The 16,822-nt window shown below is 70.3% G+C and carries 12 protein-coding genes; 9 read left to right on the forward strand and 3 right to left on the reverse strand.

The features are described from left to right. Window positions 1–49: 49 nt before the first annotated feature. Window positions 50–1,270: a YeeE/YedE family protein gene (locus LRA98_RS05560; protein WP_201241605.1), complete on the reverse strand. Its 1,221-nt coding sequence runs from the start codon at window positions 1,268–1,270 to the stop codon at window positions 50–52. A gap of 285 nt (window positions 1,271–1,555) precedes the next feature. Here LRA98_RS05560 and LRA98_RS05565 point away from each other — a divergent pair, with 285 nt between their 5' ends. The 7 genes from LRA98_RS05565 (at window position 1,556) to LRA98_RS05595 (ending at window position 10,618) form a co-directional block, all read left to right on the forward strand. Further along, window positions 1,556–4,018 carry a sensor domain-containing protein gene (locus LRA98_RS05565; RefSeq protein WP_238633152.1) on the forward strand — a complete coding sequence of 821 codons (2,463 nt, stop codon included), beginning with the start codon at window positions 1,556–1,558 and terminating at the stop codon, window positions 4,016–4,018. A 97-nt stretch (window positions 4,019–4,115) separates the two neighbouring features. After that, window positions 4,116–4,859, forward strand: coding sequence for a beta-phosphoglucomutase family hydrolase (locus LRA98_RS05570; RefSeq protein ID WP_238633151.1), 744 nt, complete (start codon window positions 4,116–4,118; stop codon window positions 4,857–4,859). Between the two features lie 19 nt (window positions 4,860–4,878). Next, window positions 4,879–5,661 (forward strand): trehalose-phosphatase, encoded by a 783-nt coding sequence (gene otsB, locus LRA98_RS05575; protein WP_238633150.1) that lies wholly within the window; start codon window positions 4,879–4,881, stop codon window positions 5,659–5,661. A 13-nt stretch (window positions 5,662–5,674) separates the two neighbouring features. After that, window positions 5,675–8,098 carry a glycoside hydrolase family 65 protein gene (locus LRA98_RS05580; protein WP_238633149.1) on the forward strand — a complete coding sequence of 808 codons (2,424 nt, stop codon included), beginning with the start codon at window positions 5,675–5,677 and terminating at the stop codon, window positions 8,096–8,098. A gap of 69 nt (window positions 8,099–8,167) precedes the next feature. Next, entirely contained in the window at window positions 8,168–8,665 is a 498-nt protein-coding gene (locus LRA98_RS05585; RefSeq protein WP_201169310.1) for an NfeD family protein, read from the forward strand. A 126-nt stretch (window positions 8,666–8,791) separates the two neighbouring features. Further along, entirely contained in the window at window positions 8,792–9,001 is a 210-nt protein-coding gene (locus LRA98_RS05590) for a hypothetical protein (RefSeq protein WP_238633148.1), read from the forward strand. Between the two features lie 144 nt (window positions 9,002–9,145). Further along, window positions 9,146–10,618, forward strand: a complete 1,473-nt coding sequence (locus LRA98_RS05595) for an SLC13 family permease (protein WP_201169312.1) — start codon at window positions 9,146–9,148, stop codon at window positions 10,616–10,618. 86 nt (window positions 10,619–10,704) lie between these two features. Here LRA98_RS05595 and dinG read toward each other — a convergent pair whose 3' ends face one another. Then, window positions 10,705–12,837 carry an ATP-dependent DNA helicase DinG gene (dinG, locus tag LRA98_RS05600; protein WP_238633147.1) on the reverse strand — a complete coding sequence of 711 codons (2,133 nt, stop codon included), beginning with the start codon at window positions 12,835–12,837 and terminating at the stop codon, window positions 10,705–10,707. Window positions 12,838–12,913: 76 nt separating this feature from the next. Further along, window positions 12,914–13,219 (reverse strand): hypothetical protein, encoded by a 306-nt coding sequence (locus tag LRA98_RS05605; RefSeq protein ID WP_201169316.1) that lies wholly within the window; start codon window positions 13,217–13,219, stop codon window positions 12,914–12,916. A 321-nt stretch (window positions 13,220–13,540) separates the two neighbouring features. Between LRA98_RS05605 and LRA98_RS05610 the strand changes: the two genes are divergently transcribed. Continuing rightward, the gene (locus tag LRA98_RS05610) at window positions 13,541–14,518 is read left to right on the forward strand and encodes a TAXI family TRAP transporter solute-binding subunit (protein WP_201169317.1); all 978 of its coding nucleotides are present in this window, start codon (window positions 13,541–13,543) and stop codon (window positions 14,516–14,518) included. 131 nt (window positions 14,519–14,649) lie between these two features. Further along, a complete protein-coding gene (locus LRA98_RS05615; protein ID WP_238633146.1) occupies window positions 14,650–16,821 on the forward strand; it encodes a TRAP transporter permease in 2,172 nt (723 codons plus the stop codon). Window position 16,822 lies beyond the last annotated feature (1 nt).

A 16,822-nucleotide genomic window follows, 5' to 3' on the forward strand; every position in this document is an offset into this window, starting at 1 on the left:
CGTCGGCACCGGGCCGGCCCCTTCCCAGCGTACACCCCGCGGACTCCGATCAGCAGGAGGCGGGCTGGCGCGGCTGCCGCGACTCCTCGCCGAAGAACCAGGGCCGCAGGCGCACCCCGACCACGTTGCCGAGGAAGGCGAAGATCAGCCAAACCCAGCCGTGCAGGCTGCCCGAGGCGATACCGCCGAAATAGGCGCCGATGTTGCAGCCGAAGGCCAGCCGCGCGCCGTAGCCGAGCAGCAACCCGCCGATGATCGATGCCGCCAGGGCGCGCGGCGGGATGCGCAGGCTCGGCGCCAGCCGCCCGGCGAGCACCGCAGCGAGCAGCGCGCCGAGGATGATGCCGAAGTTCACCACCGAGGTGGCGTCAGCCAGCACGCTGGCCTCCAGCGCCCGGGCGTTGCCCGGCAGCTGCCAGTAGCCCCACTGCGCCACCTCGATGCCCACCGCCTCGAAGCCCTTGGCACCCCAAAGGGCGAAGGCGGCGGTGATCCCCCAGGGCCGCCCGGAGAGGATCAGCGTCAGCGCGTTGAGCACGGCCAGCGCCACCGCCCCCCAGATCAGCGGCCAGGGGCCACGCAGGAACCGTTGCCAGCCGGCATGCTCAGCGGCCGCCGGCTGTTCCAGCGCGCCGTGGCGGCGGCGTTCGAAGTACACGGTGCCGGCGTAGATGGTGGCGAACAGCGCCAGGCTCAGGGCCAGGCCGCCGGTCACGCCCAGCCCCTCGACCACCGAGACCGCCTCGAAGGCCGGCAGATCCCACCACCAGTCCACGTGATGGGTGGCGATCACCGAGCCCAGGATGAACCCGAGCAGCGTAATGACCATCCGGGCATTGCCACCGCCGACGGTGAACAGCGTCCCCGAGGCGCAACCGCCGCCGATCTGCATGCCGAGGCCGAAGAGGAACGACCCCACCACGACGGCCACGCCCACCGGGAAGACGTAGCCGCTGAGCTCGTTGCCGAACGCCGACCCGGCATCGAGCAGCGGGAAGAAGAGCAGGACCGCCACCGCCAGCATGATCATCTGCGCCCGCAGCCCGCGACCGCGGCGCTCGTTGATGAACACCCGCCAGGCGGCGGTGAACCCGAAGGCGGCGTGGTAGAGCACCACGCCCAGGGCACCGCCTACGATGAGCAGCGCGGCCTGCGTGGGGCTGATGAATGCCCCAAGGTAGAGCGCCCCGACGGCAAGCAGGCCGAGGCTGGCCCAGCCGGCGATCGGGGCCGCACTGCCCCGCGCGGTCAGGGTGATGGATGACGACATGGTTGCCTCCCGTCTCGATAGGTACGGGCCCCGCCGGATCCGGGGCCGTCTGAGTCGAGAGGCTACGCCGCGCGCAGCAGCGCCGTGAAAGGACGCTTCGGCCTATGCATATTCCGCTGCGGCGGTGGCACGCGGCAGCGCCCCGCCCCGGAGACCGTGTCAAGACAACCGCAGCGATCGGATTGCCGCACCCGAGCATTCCCCTGTTTCGTCGATGTGATAGCGTATCAACATCATGGATCGCCGGGTTCCTGGCCCGGCACTGGCACCAGCGAGGAACCGCCCTTGCCGAGCGGTCGGAACCCCCAGCATCAACGCAGTGCCGTCCTGGCAACCCCGGTGACCATCGCCGCCCAGGGGGCGGAGGCGTGCGATTGGCTGCGCGCCCTGGACGCCCTCTCCGAGCCGGTGTTCATCCACGACGAGCACTACCGCATCCTCGCCGCCAACCGGGCCTACGCCGAGCGGGCCGGGCTGGCCCCGGAGGAGTTCCGGCTGCGCCCCTACTGGGAGGTCTTCCCCCGCCGGGACGGCCCCCTGCCCAGCTGCCGCGCCGCCATGGAGCAGGGCCGCTGCGGCGAACGCCGGGGCAGCGGCGAGATCACCGAGGAGCTGGCCCTGCCCACCGGCGAGATCCTCATTTCGCGCTCGTTCGCCGTCACCGATGCCGATGGCCGCTACAGACAGTCGGTGCACATCCTCGAGGACATCACCGAGCAGCGCCGGCGCGAGCACCGGCTGAGCGTCGCCGAGTCCCGCGCCCGCGAGCGCGAGCACCAGCTCGACCGGGTCCTGAGCAACACCGCCGAGGGCATCCTGGTGGTGGATGACCACGGGCGGATCGTCTACGCCAACGCCACCGCCGGCACCCTCACCGGCCACCCGCCCGCCGAGCTGATCGGCCAGGTCTTCGGCTTCCCGGTGGCGACCGGAGCGCCCCAGGAGATCGAACTGCGGACCGGCGAAGGCGGCAGCCGGATCGTCGAGATGCGGGCGCGGACCATGCGCTGGGAGGGCGATCCGGCCTTCGTCCTCAATCTCCACGACGTGACCGAGCGCAAGCGCGTCGAGCGCGAGCTGCGCCAGGCGGCCATCGTCTTCGAGGAGGCCCGCGAGGGGGTGATCATCACCGACGCCGAGGCCAACATCGTCGCCGTCAACCGGGCCTTCACCCGCATCACCGGCTACGAGGAGGACCAGGCCCTCGGCCGCAACCCCCGCTTCCTCGCCTCCGGCTTCCACAGCCAGGCCTTCTACGAGGCCATGTGGGAGGCAATCCGCAGCCACGGCTACTGGACCGGCGAGATCTGGAACCGCCGCAACGACGGCACCACCTTCGCCGAGCTGGCCACCATCCGCGAGCTGCGCGACGAGTCCGGCCACCCCACCCACTACATCGGGGTGTTCTCGGACATCTCGCGGATCAAGGAGTACCAGAGCCAGCTCGAGCGGGTCATGCATCTGGATCCGCTCACCGAGCTGCCCAACCGCCTGCTCTTCCAGGACCGCCTGGAGCAGGCCCTGCGCCAGCACCAGCGCCAGCGCCGGCGCGGCGGCGACAGCACGGTGGCGGTGCTGATCGTCGATCTGAGTGATTTCCGCGCCGTCAACGACAGCCTCGGCCACGCCATCGGCGACCGCACCCTGCGGATCATTGGCGAGCGGCTCGACGCCGCCGTGGGCGACTCGGCCACGGTGGCACGGCTCAGCGGCGACGAGTTCGGCGTGCTGCTGCCCCAGCTGGTCAGCACCGACGATGCCGCCGGCACCGCCGAGCGGCTGATCGCCGCCGCCGAGGCACCGCTGGAGATCGAGGGCCACCAGATCCCCATCACCCTGCGCGTCGGCCTGAGCACCTTCCCGGACCAGGCCCAGGGCGCCAGCGTACTGCTCGAGCAGGCCGACGCCGCCATGTACGAGGCCAAGAGCGAGGGCGTAGGCTACCGCTTCTTCAGCGAGGAGCTGACCGAGCGCGCCCGCGAGCGCATCGAGCTCGGCGCCGAACTGCGCCAGGCCCTGGCCAGCGACGCCCTGGACCTGCACTTCCAGCCCCAGGCGGACCTGGCCAGCGGGCAATGGATCGGGCTCGAGGCGCTGTTGCGCTGGCCGCACCCGGAACGCGGTCCGATCTCGCCGGCGCGATTTATCCCGGTGGCCGAGCACGCCGGTCTGATGAGCCAGCTCGGCGCCTGGGTTCTGCGCCGTGCCTGCCGGCAGTACCAGGCTCTGCTCCGCAACGGGCGGGACTGGGGGCGCCTGGCGGTCAACATCACCGCCCCCGAGCTCGCCGATCCCGGTTTCGTCGGCCGCGTGCTGAGCACCCTGGACGAGACCGGGCTGCCGCCCGAGCGCCTGGAGCTGGAGATCACCGAGAGCCTGCTGGTGAACACCGACACGCGGGTCATCGCCCGCCTCGACGAACTGCGCCGCCACGGCGTGCGCGTGGCCGTGGACGATTTCGGCACCGGCTACTCGGCGCTCAGTTACCTCAAGGATCTACCCGTGGACCGGCTGAAGATCGACCGCTCCTTTGTCGACAACGTCGATCAGCCCTCCCGCGGGGCGACGATCACCCGGGCCATCCTCGCCCTCGGCCACAGCCTGGAGCTGGAGGTGATCGCCGAGGGCATCGAGACCGTGGCCCAGCGCGACGCCCTGCTGGAGGCCGGCTGCCTCCAGGGCCAGGGCTACCTGCTGGCGCGACCGGCGCCGCTGGAACAGCTCACCCCGCCCGACCCGCCCTCCTAGGCTTCCGGTCCACGGTTCGCGGCACCGGACGGGGATGACGACGGGGTCACGCATAAGGCCTTGCACAACCCGAAGGAGGTGCGCCAAAGTGAACCTAATGGATCCGTCAGCCGTTGACATCGCCGATTACCAGGCCGCCATCTTCGACATGGACGGCGTGGTCACCCGTACCGCCACGGTGCACGCCCGGGCGTGGAAGGAGATGTTCGACGCCTTCCTGCAGGCGCATGCCGAGCGAACCGGCACCCCCTTCGCCCCCTTCGACGCAGAGACCGAGTACTGGGAGCACGTCGACGGCCTGCCGCGCCAGGAGGGCGTGCGCCGTTTCCTGGCCGCGCGCGGCATCGACCTGCCCGAGGGCGAAGAGGACGACCCACCGGAACACGACACCATCCACGGCCTGGGCCGCCGCAAGGACGCACTGATCCAGGCGGTCATCGAGCGCGACGGCGTGGAGGTCTTCCCGGACTGGCTGGAGCGGGTCCGGCAGTGGCGGGCCGCCGGGGTGCGCACGGCCATCGTCTCCTCGAGCCGCAACTGCCGTCGGATGATCCAGGCCGCCGGAATCGAGACCCTGTTCGACGCCCGGGTGGACGGCGAGACCGCCCGCGAGCTGGGCCTGCGTGGCAAGCCGGATGCCGACATCTTCCTGGTCGCCGCCGAGCGGCTGGGGGTGGCCGCGGGACAGAGCGTGGTCTTCGAAGACGCCATCTCCGGCGTGCAGGCCGGCGCCGCCGGGCCCTTCGCCCTGGTGGTGGGCGTGGCCCGCCACGACAATCACGATGTCCTGCGTACCCACGGCGCCGACGTCGCCGTGGCGGCGCTGACCGAACTGAGCTGAGCCACAGGAGGCGCAAGCGATGCAATCCCCCCCGGAGCTGTTCGAACCGGCGGTGCTCGATGAACTGCGCACGCGCATGGAGGGGCGGAGCACGCCGCTGTTCCTCGACTACGACGGCACCCTGACGCCGATCGTCGACGACCCGGCCGAAGCGCGGCTGGATCCGGCCATGCACGCGGCGCTGGAGCAGCTGGCCGCCCGCCACACCGTGGCCCTGGTCAGCGGCCGCGACCTGCAGGCGCTGCAGGCGTTCGTCGGTCTGGAGTCGGTCTATTACGCGGGCAGCCACGGCTTCGAGATCGTCGGCCCCGGCGGCGTACACCGCTGCAACGAAGAGGCCGAGGCCGGCCTGGACGCCCTGGCCGCGGCGGTCGAGGAACTCGACGACGCCCTCGCGGCGGTCGAGGGCACCCTGCTCGAGCGCAAGCGCTTCGCCCTCGCCGTGCACTACCGGAATACGCCGGAGGATCAGGTCGAGCGCGTCCGGGCCGCCGTGGACGGGGTGCTTGAGCGCCACCCGCAGCTGCGCTGCGGGCCGGGCAAGTGCGTCTTCGAGCTGCAGCCGGACGTCGCCTGGGACAAGGGCCGCGCGGTGCTCTGGCTGCTTGAGGCGCTGTCGCTGAACAACGGCGACACCCTGCCCATCTACATCGGCGACGACTGGACCGATGAGCACGCCTTCCGGGCCCTGGAGGGCCGCGGCGTGGGCATCTTCGTCGGCGAGCCCGACCGCGCCACCGCCGCCGACTACCGGCTGGCCGACGTGGCCGCCGTCCGCCAATTCTTCGAGCAGATGCTGTGAAGGGGCTTCAGCGATGACGCTACCGGAGACCGAAGGCTGGCAACTGACCTACCAGGGCTGGCTGCCCGAGGAGCAGCAGCATCGCGAGGCGATCTGCGTGCTGGGCAATGGCCGTTTCGCGACCCGCGGCGCCTTCGAGGGGGCCGCCGCCGGCGACATCCACTACCCCGGCACCTACATGGCCGGCGGCTACAACCGGCGCACCAGCCTGGTCTCCGGCCGCGAGGTGGAGAACGAGGACTTGGTCAATCTTCCCAACTGGCTCTGCCTGAACTTCCGCCCGGCCGAGGGCGACTGGTTCGACTTCGACGGCGTGGAGTGGCTGGACTACCGGCAGACCCTGGACATGCGCCACGGGGTGCTGACCTGGCACCTGCACTTTCGCGACCCGCACGGGCGCGAGACGCGGCTGACCAGCCGGCGGCTGGTGCATATGGGCGACAGCCACCTGGCCGCGCTGCACTGGGAGCTGGAACCGGTGAACTGGACCGGCGCGCTGCACATCCGCTCAGGGATCGACGGCGGCGTCGAGAACCTCGGCGTGGCCCGTTACCGGGCCCTGGAGACCCGCCACCTGGATGTCCTCGCCACCGAACGCTGCAGCGACGAGGCGGTCATGCTGCGCAGCATGACCAATCAGTCGCGCATCGACCTGGCCCACGCAGTGCGCACCCGGGCCTGGCAGGCCGACGGCCGCGGGCCGGAGCACCGCGAGCGGGTGGAGACCGACGACTACATCGGTGACGACCTGACCCTGCAGGCCGAGCCGGGGCAGCCGATCCGCGTCGAGAAGGTCGCCGCCTTCTACAGCGGCCGGGACCGGGCCATCTGCGAGCCGGGCATCGATGCGGCATCCGCGGTGGAGCGCGCCCCGGCCTTCGACGAGCTGCTGCGCACCCACGCCAAGGCGTGGGAACGCTACTGGCGCGGCTGGGACGTGACGCTGCATACCGACAACAACGGCGAGGCCGAGGAGCAGACGGTCCTGCGCCTGCACATCTTCCATCTGCTGCAGACCACCTCGCTGCACACCACCGATCTGGACGTGGGCGTTCCGGCGCGCGGCCTGCACGGCGAGGCCTACCGCGGGCACATCTTCTGGGACGAGCTGTTCATCCTGCCGCTGCTCAATCTGCACAGCCCGGAGATCAGCCGCGCCCTGCTGATGTACCGCTACCGCCGCCTGCCCGAGGCGCGCCGGGCGGCTGCCGCCGAGGGGCTGCGTGGGGCCATGTACCCGTGGCAGAGCGGCAGCAGCGGCCGCGAGGAGACGCAGACCCTGCACCTCAACCCGGCCTCGGGGCGCTGGCTGCCGGACAACACCCACCGCCAGCGCCACGTCAACGCCGCCATCGCCCACAACATCTGGCGCTACTATGAGGTCTCCGGCGACACCGACTTCATGGCCTTCGCCGGCGCCGAGATGATCCTGAGCATCGCCCAGTTCTGGGCCAGCCTGGCCACCTACAACCCGCAGCGCCAGCGCTACGAGATCCGCGGCATCGTCGGCCCCGATGAGTTCCACACGCGCTATCCGGGCAGCGACGAGATCGGGCTGGCCAACAACGCCTACACCAACGTCATGGCCGCCTGGTGCCTGCGCATCGCCCGCCAGGCCCTGGAGGTCATCGGCCCGACGCCACGCAGCGAGCTCCTCGACCGGCTGGCGATCGACGAGGCGGAACTCACCCGCTGGCAGGAGATCAGCCAGCGGATGTTCATCCCCTTCCACGGCGACGGCATCATCAGCCAGTTCGAGGGCTACGACCAGCTCGAGGAACTGGACTGGGCCGGCTACCGCGAGCATTACGGCAACATCCAGCGGCTCGACCGGATCCTTGAGGCCGAGGGCGATGACGTCAACCGCTACCAGGCGAGCAAGCAGGCCGACCTGCTGATGCTCTTTTACCTGTTCTCCCGGCAGCAGATCGAAACCCTGTTCGCCGACATGGGCTACGAGCTCGACGCCGAGGCCATCCCGCGCAACATCGCCTACTACGAGGCGCGCACCTCCCACGGCTCGACGCTGAGCAACATCGTCCACTCGTGGGTGCTGGCGCGCTCCGACCGGCAGCGCTCCTGGGATCTGTTCGGCAACGCGCTGATCAGCGACCTGGGCGACATCCAGGGCGGCACCACCAAGGAGGGCATCCACCTCGGGGCCATGGCCGGCACCGTGGACCTGGCGCTGCGCGGCTACACCGGCATGGAACCGCGGGACGGCGTCCTGTGGCTCGATCCCATGCTGCCCGATGGGCTCCACGAGGTGGAGCACAAGATCCATTATCGCGGCCACTGGATCCACCTGGTGGTCAATCACACCCGACTCACCCTGCGCCTGGAGGAGGGGCCGTGGCCGCCGGTGCGCATCGGCTACCGCAACGAGATCCACGACCTGCACCAGGGCGAGACCCTGGAGCTGGCCTACCAGCGCTGATGGCGGCGGGGCTGGCCTCCCGCCGCCCGGCTCGCTACCTTGGGGATCCGGACCCTGCGCGGAGGCCCCATGGACCCGATGAACGACCCGCAATCGGTGTGGACGGTATGGCTCACCCTGGCGGTGGTGCTGCTCGGCGTCGAGATCCTGCTCGCCGGCGGCGGCGCCGGGGTGCTGCTGGCCCTGGCGGTAATGGCCTTCGCCGGCATGGCCATGGCCCTGCTCGGCGCGCCGCTGGTCGCGCAGATCGCCGTGGCCATCCTCGCCGGGCTGGCCTCGCTGCCGTTCATGGTCTGGGTCTTCCGGCGCATGGGCCGCGGCGGCGGCCCGCCCTCAGCGGATGACAGTGCCCTGCGCCGCACCGCCTTCGAGGCCTACTACGACCTGCGCGGCCACCTGCGCGTGCGCGCCTTCGGCGACCACCTGATGGCCATCCCCGACCCCGCCGACGACCCCGAGATCGCCCCGGGCAGTGCCGTGCGCATCGTCCGGCTGGAAGGCACGCGGGCCATCGTCCGCCCGGTGGACGCCCCGGTGGGCGCACGGCTCGACGACGCCGAGGCCTGACGGCGCGCCGGGGGCGGGCCCTTCCGAGCGGCGGCCGTGAACCCGAGCCGGGGTGGCATTGTCCCAGCCGCCAGGCGCATGCCAGCGTCTGCACCATGGAAATGCACCAATCAGGGGGAGTCACCCATGCCCTACAAGCTTGGAATCATCGCGCTGTTCGCCCTGCTGCTCGGCGCCGGCTGCGCCGGCACCGGCGACGAACCGGAGCCTGCCGAGGACCCGTGGGGCGAGCCGGAGCAGCAGGAGCCGGCACCCGCACCGGAGCCGCAGCCAGAGCAGGAGCCGATGCCTGAGCAGGAGCCGGCGCCGGCGCCCGAGGGCGACATGGGCTGGTAACCCGCGGGGGGGGCGGGGCCCCGGTATGCGGTTCACCGAAATGGGGTTCGGGTCAATGCTCGGACCCCGTTTTTATTGACCTATTGAGGGGGAGGGGGCTTGTGGTCCACCTTATGCGCTCTTCGAACGCTGATGGAGGTATCCATGGAGTCTTATCGGCAGCGCATTGGACTGTTCCTGGGGCCATTGGTGGCCCTGGCCGGCTTGCTGGTCGGCCCGCCCGGCGAATTGACCCAGGCCGAGTGGAACGTCGCCCTGGTCGCCATCCTGATGGCCATCTGGTGGATCAGTGAGGCGCTGCCCCTTGCCGCCACGGCGCTGGTCCCCATCGTCGCCTTCCCGCTGCTCGGGGTCATGGAGGTCGGCGATGTCACCGAGGCCTACGGCAACCACCTGATCTACCTGTTCCTGGGTGGTTTCTTCATCGCCGTGACCATGCAGCGCTGGAACCTCCATCGGCGCATCGCCCTGCACACCATCAACCTCGTCGGTCCCTCGCCCCGGCGCATCATCCTCGGCTTCATGCTGGCCACCGCCGGGCTGTCCATGTGGATCAGCAACACGGCCACGGCGATGATGATGCTGCCCATCGCCCTGGCGGTGCTCAAGCAGAGCCAGGAGGAAGCCGAGCAGAACGGACAGGAGCTGCCCCGCGGCTTTGGCGTGGTGCTCATGCTCGGTGTCGCCTACGCCGCGTCAATCGGCGGCATCGCCACGCTGATCGGCACGCCACCGAACGCGGTGCTCGCCGGTCAGGCCCAGGAGCTCTACGACATCGAGATCACCTTCGCCAGCTGGATGGCCTTCGGCCTGCCCTTGTCCCTGCTCTTTCTCGGCATCGCCTGGGTCTATCTGGCTTTCAGCCGCCACTGCCGCGGCATCGGGCATCTGGTCAGTGGCCGCGAGACCATCCGCCAGGAGCTGGCCGAGATCGGCCGCATGGACCCCGCCGAGCGCCGCGTGCTGAGCGTCTTCGTGCTGGTGGCCCTGGCCTGGGTCCTGCGCGGTTTCCTGCCCGAGGGCGTGCTCGATGAATTCGGCGACGCCAGCATCGCCATGGCCGGTGCCCTGGCGCTGTTCCTGCTGCCCTCGGGCAAGGAGAAGGGGCAGCGGCTGCTCGACTGGGACACCGCCGTGAAGATCCCCTGGGACATCGTCCTGCTCTTCGGCGGCGGTTTCGCCCTGGCGGCGGGCTTTGGCGCCAGCGGCCTGTCCGAGAGCCTGGCCGAGGCCCTGCAGGTGCTCGACGGCGTCTCCATCTTCCTGATCATCGCCGCCTGCGTGGCTCTGGTGGTCTTCCTCACCGAGGTGACCTCCAACACCGCCACGGCGACGGTGTTCATCCCGCTGATGGGCGCGCTGGCCGTGGCCACGAACTTCAACCCGCTGGTGCTGATGGCCGCCGTGGCCGTGGCTGCCTCCTGCGCCTTCATGCTGCCGGTGGCCACGCCTCCAAACGCCGTCGTCTTCGGCAGCCGGGCCCTGACCGTGCCGGATATGGCGCGCGCCGGGCTGCTGCTGAACCTGGTCACCATCGTGCTGACCACGGTATTCGTCTACTTCCTGCTGCCAGTGGCCCTCGGCGTGGAGCTGACCACGGTCATCGAGAAGCAGTAACCCACCGGGGATCGTTCCACCATCCCCACGGCAACGGGCCGCCGATCCACCGGATCGGCGGCCTTTTTCGTTGCGGGATGCCTGCCTTAGTCGAGACGGCGCCGGAACGGCGGCAGGGCGTCGAGGAGTTGGCGGCCGTAGCGCTGGGTCACCACCCGCCGGTCGAGGATGGTGATCCGCCCGCGGTCATCCTCGGAGCGGACCAGCCGTCCGCAGGCCTGGGTCAGGCGCAGCGATGCCCGCGGCAGGCTCAGGGTATGGAACGAGGAGTGCTGCTGATCCTCCAGCCACTCGCTGAGGGTGGCGGTCACCGGTTCGGTGGGCACCCCGAAGGGGATGCGCTCGATGACCACGTGATCGCAGTAGCGCCCGGGCAGATCCACGCCCTCGGCCATACCCGCCAGTCCGAAGAGGATACTGCCCTGCCCGGCATCCACGGCCTCGCGGTGGCGCTGGAGCATCGCCTCGCGGGAGCGCTCACCCTGGCACTGCAGCCGCTCCCGCAGGCCCTCGGGCAGCGCCTGGGCCACCCGCTCCATGCGCTGACGGCTGGTGAACAGCACCAGCGCCGCCTCGTAGGGGTCGAGGAGCTCGGGCAGCCACTGGCAGACCTCGGCCAGGTGCGCCTCGGCGTCGCGCGGATCGCTGCGCAGCGCCGGCACGTGCAGCAGGGATCGGCTGTAGTCGAAGGGCGACGGCAGGCAGCCCTGGCGGATGGCCTCCCCGTCGGGCAGGCCCAGGTCACTGCGCAGATGATCGAAGCGCCCCAGGGCAGTCAGCGTGGCGCTGGTGATCACCGCACCGGCGCACCGGTCCCACAGGCGCCGGGCGAGCTCGCCGGCCACCGAGACCGGCGAGACCGAGACCCGATGGTCCACGGCACCGTCGGACTCCGCCTGGCGTTCCACCCAGCGGGCCACCGGCGGCGTTCCGGCATTGTCCTGCTCGGCGAGGAGCTCCCAGGTGGTGGCCAGGTTCGCCGCCCGCTCACGCAGGAAGCCAAGCCGCGGCAGCTGGCGCTCCAGCTCCTGGGTGTCGCCCCGCTGCGCCTCCAGGGCGGCGTAAACCCGGTCCGAGAACCCCTGCAGGGCGTCGTGCAGCCCCCGCGCCGGGCCGGCCACGCGCCCGGCCAGCTCACGCACCGGCTCCGGGGCATGACCGGCGCGGAAACGCCAGCGTTCACCCTCGGCATCGGCCCGGTAGTTGTGCTGCAGGAAGGTATCCGCCTCCTGCAGCGCGGTGGCCACCTCGCCCAGACGCTCCTGCAGCCGTTGCGCCTCGGCGTCCGGCGGCTCGCCGACCGCATCGTCCGGCAGCACCGCCGCGGTGTCCGTAGCAACGCCTTCGCCCTCCTCCAGCCACGTCCGCGCCGCCTGGACGCGGGCACTGGCAGCGAAGCGCTGCACCGCCTTGGCGGCCAGGTGGTGGCCCTCGTCGATGACGTAAAGCGCCTGCTCGGGCGCTGGCAGCAGGACCCCGCCCTCCTCCTCGCCGAGCTGCAGGTCGGCGAGGAGGAGGTCGTGGTTGGTGATCACCACCTCGGCGCGGGACACCCGGTCGCGGGCGGCGTAGACGGGACATCCCTCAAAGTGGGCACACCGCCGTCCGGAGCAGGAGTGACTGGTGGAGGTGACCATCGGGCGCAGGTCGTCGGCCACGCCGTCGGCCCACTCGTCCAGGTCACCGCCCCAGCGCCCCTCGGTTAGGGCCTCGGCCATGGACTCCAGCTGCTCGGGCTCGCCCGCCTGAGGCGGGCGCGGCCAGCGGGCGCTGCCCAGGATGTCGGCGGCCAACGCCTGCTGCGCCCCGGCCTCGGCAATGGCCGACTGCCCGACCAGCTCATCCAGGTTGCGCGGGCACAGGTAACGACCACGCCCCTTGGCCACCGTGGCATCCACCTCGATGCCGGCGTAGCGGGCCAGCTTGGGCAGATCCTGGTGCAGGATCTGCTCCTGCAGCCCCACGGTGGCCGTGGCGATGACCAGCGGCAGACCGCGGCTGCGCGCCGCCGGGACCCCGCCGAGCAGGTAGCTGAGGCTCTTGCCGGTGCCGGTGGGCGCCTCGATGGCAAGCAGGCGGTGGTCCTGCTCCCCTGCGAGGGCCTTGGCCACCTCCCAGATCATGCGTTTCTGCGCGGCCCGCTCGCGGAAGCCGGGCATCTCGTCCCGGACGCGGCGGTAGGCCGTGGCGATGGCGTCGGTGATGTCAGAGTCTGGCATGGCGCCAGTTTACCTGGGGGGCGGGGGTGAGCGGGAGCAGTGCGGGCGGGCCACCGGGCCCGCCCGGGCAGGGCCATCAGGAGCGGAAACGGTTCAGCGCATCGCGGAAGGCCCGCGTCATCGCCTCCCACGCGCTCTCCGAGCCCTCGCGCATGTCACGGAAGGCCTCCTCGCTGGCGTCCTGCATCTCGCGCAGCCGCTGCTTGCCCTCCTCGTACTTCTCCTCCAGCTCCTGGAGCTGCTCCTGATAGCGCTCGCGCATCTCCTCGCCGGCCTCCTCGGCCTGGGCACGGACGCGGTCGATCTGCTCCTGCCACTCGGACAGGCGCGCCTTCATGTCCTCGACATGCTGCTCCTTGCGGTTCTGATCATCGTCGGCCATACCGGTCTCCTCCTTTCTGGTTCTGGTTGCCGATCCTCCCCGGGAAGATAGACCGGGATGGGCTTGTTCACAAAACCTGTGGAAAACCCTGCGGAGAAACACCGCAGCCCCCAGCGTGATGCGGCTCCACAGCGGCCGGCCACTCACTGACCACCCCGCTCACCGGGGGCGCGCCGGTCGCCGCACGGCGGATTGGGAATTGACAATAGCGGTGCCCCCTGCGATAAAGCGCACTGCGCCCCGGTCACGGGTGCGGGTTATGCCAACCACCGAAACGCCCGCCAAAGGGCTTCCCCGGGCTCTGGAGGAGGAGCAAACAGAATGAGAATGAAAACCTGGCAACTCGCCATCTGCGCCACCTCGGCGCTGGCCCTGTCGGCACCGGCACTGGCCGACCGCGACGACTGGCCCCGCAGCTTCACCGTGGGCACCGCCAGCCAGGGCGGCACCTACTACATCTACGGCAGCGGCTGGGCCGACATGGTCGCCGGGATGCTCGACATCCGCGCCGGCGGCGAGGTCACCGGCGGGCCGGTGCAGAACGCCACCCTGGTCGAGACCGGCGACCACGAGTTCGGCCTGGTCACCATGGGACCGGCCCGCGCCGCCTGGGACGGCGAGAGCGAGCTGGCTCCGGGCATGGAGCACCGCAACATCCGCGCGGTCTTCCCCATGTACCAGACCACCTTCCACATCATCACCCGCGAGGGCGACGAGCTGACCTCCATGGAGGATCTGGAGGGCAAGCGTGTCGGGGTCGGCCCCTCCGGCGGCACTGCGGATATGTACTTCCCGCAGTTCTTCGATGAGCTCGGCATCGATGTGCGCGTGCGCAACGGCGGCGCCTCGGATCTGGCCGGCCAGCTGCAGGACGGCCTGATCGACGCCTTCGCCTTCGCGGCCGGCACCCCGATCTCGGCCTTCTCGCAGCTCGAGGCGGAGATCGACGCCAACATCTTCTCGGTCACCGAGGCGCAGCAGGAGCAGCTGCTCGAGGCATTCCCGGCGCTCTCCCCGGCGGACATCGAGGCGGACCTCTACAGCTCCCTGGACGCGGACATCCCGGCGATCTCCATCTGGAACTTCGCCATCACCCACCAGGACATGCCCGAGTCGCTGGTCTACGAGGTCACCCGGGCGGTCATGGAGAACCACGACCGGATGATGGACATCCACCGGGCCTCGCGCGAGACCCTGCCGGAGAACCACCAGTACAACGACTGGATGCCCTGGCACCCGGGCGCCGTGCGCTGGTTCGAGGAGAACGGCTACGAGATCCCCGAGGACCTGCGCGGCTGACCCCGAGCGGGACAGCCCATTGATCCCCCGCCCCCGAGCCGCATCCGTGCGACCGGGGGCGGGCTGTGTCAGGGGGCCTGCCCGGTAGCAGGTCCCGCACCGGTATCACCGAGGCCGAGGCATCCCCATCGATGAGCGATCGATCCACGAATCCGGAGCCAACGATCGAGACCCAGGGCGAAACGGAGATTCCCCTCGGCAGCAACGAGCGCGCCCTCACCGGCTGGCAGAAGCAGCTGTTCTTCTGGGCGTGCGCGCTCTATACCGCATTCCACATCTTCACCCTGAACGTGATCCCGCTGGAGACCTGGACCTTCCGGATCCTGCACATCGCCGGCGGCCTGTTCATCGGCTTTGCGCTGACCTCGGCGCGGACCCTGGACCGCGACGCGCCGGCCGCGCCCACCGGGATGCTCCAGTGGCTGGTGATGCTAGCCAGTACCGCCCTGATGCTATGGGCCCTGGGCGCACTCGGCTACATCGCCTACCTGCTGCAGGTGGATGGCATGTCCTCCACCCAGCTCCCGCCGTGGCTCGCCCAGCAGTTCGGCTACACCCTGTTCGCCAGCGTGGCCGTCGCCACCCTGGCCGGCTGGTTCCTGCGCAGTCCGGACAACCGTGTCCACTGGCCAGACTGGATCCTCGGCTTCGGCGCGCTGATGGTCGGTGCCTACATCATCCTGGCACTGACCCGCTGGCAAATGGCGGCCGGGACCCCCTTTGCCGGGGCCCAGGAGCTGTGGATCTCGGCCGCCGGCGTGCTGCTGATCCTGGAGCTGACCCGACGCATCGCCGGCCTGGCGCTGGTGATCATCACCGCCATCTTCCTCGTCTACTCCTTCGTCGGGCCGTGGCTGCCCGGCTTCCTGGAGCACCGCGGCTACTCCTTCACCCGCTTCTTCACCTACCTCTACACCGACAGCGGGATCCTCGGCCCGACCACCGCGGTCTCCTCGACGTACATCATCCTGTTCATCACCTTTGCCGCCTTCCTGCAGGTCTCCCGGGTCGGCGATTACTTCGTCAACTTCGCCTTCGCCGTGGCCGGCTGGGCCCGCGGCGGCCCGGCCAAGGTGTCGATCTTCGCCTCCGGGCTGATGGGGATGATCAACGGCACCTCCGCCGGCAACGTGGTGGCCACCGGCAGCCTGACCATCCCGCTGATGCGCAAGGTCGGCTACCCGGCCAAGAGCGCCGGCGCCATCGAGGCGACCGCCTCCACCGGCGGGCAGCTGGTGCCGCCGATCATGGGCGCCGGCGCCTTCATCATGGCGGAGATCACCGGCATCCCCTACGTGGAGATCATCGCCGCCGCCATCCTGCCGGCCGCCCTCTACTTCCTGTCGGTCTACTTCATGGTCGACAACGAGGCGGCCAAGATGGGCATGCGCGGGCTGCCGCGGGCGCAGCTGCCCGGGCTGGGGCGGATGCTGCGGCAGGTCTACCTGTTCATCCCCATCCTGGTGCTGATCTTCACCCTCTTCCAGGGCTACTCGGTGATCCGGGCCGGCACCGTGGCGATGATCTCGGCGGTGGTGGTCAGCTGGCTGACCCCGGAGGCGATGGGCATCCGCCGCATCCTCCGCGCCCTGGAGATGGGCGGGCGCATGGTCATCCCGCTGGTGGCGGTGTGCGCCTGCGCCGGCATCATCGTCGGCGTGATCAGCCTCACCGGCGTGGGCACGCGCTTCTCGTCCATGCTGCTGGGGGTGGCGGACGCCTCCATGCTGCTGGCGATGTTCTTCGCCATGTGCATCTCCATCATGCTGGGGATGGGCATGCCGACGACCGCCGCCTACGCCGTGGCCGCCTCGGTGGTGGCGCCCGGGCTGCAGCAGCTCGGCGTGGAGCCGCTGATCGCCCACTTCTTCGTCTTCTACTACGCAGTCATCTCGGCGATCACCCCGCCGGTGGCGCTGGCCGCCTACGCCGCCGCCGGCATTGCCGGCACCGACCCGCTGCGCACCTCGGTGACGGCGTTCAAGATCGGGCTGGCGGCGTTCATCGTGCCGTTCATGTTCTTCTACAGCCCGGCCATGCTCGGTGAAGGGACCTGGACGGAGATCGCCCGGGTGGGCGTGACCGCCTCGGTGGGCATCTTCCTGCTGGCCGCCGCGGTGCAGGGCTGGCTGTTCGGCCACGTCTCGTGGCTGCTGCGCGGCGTGCTGCTCGCCGGTGCCATCTCGATGATCTACGGCGGGATCTACAGCGACCTGGCCGGGATCGCGGTAGGCGCGGTGCTGATGGCCTGGCAGTACCGCTTCGCCTCACGGCAGCCGCTGATGCCGAGCCAGGGCGGCTAGG

The sequence above is a fragment of the Halorhodospira sp. M38 genome (assembly GCF_022227985.1).
Lineage (GTDB): Bacteria > Pseudomonadota > Gammaproteobacteria > Nitrococcales > Halorhodospiraceae > Halorhodospira > Halorhodospira halophila_A.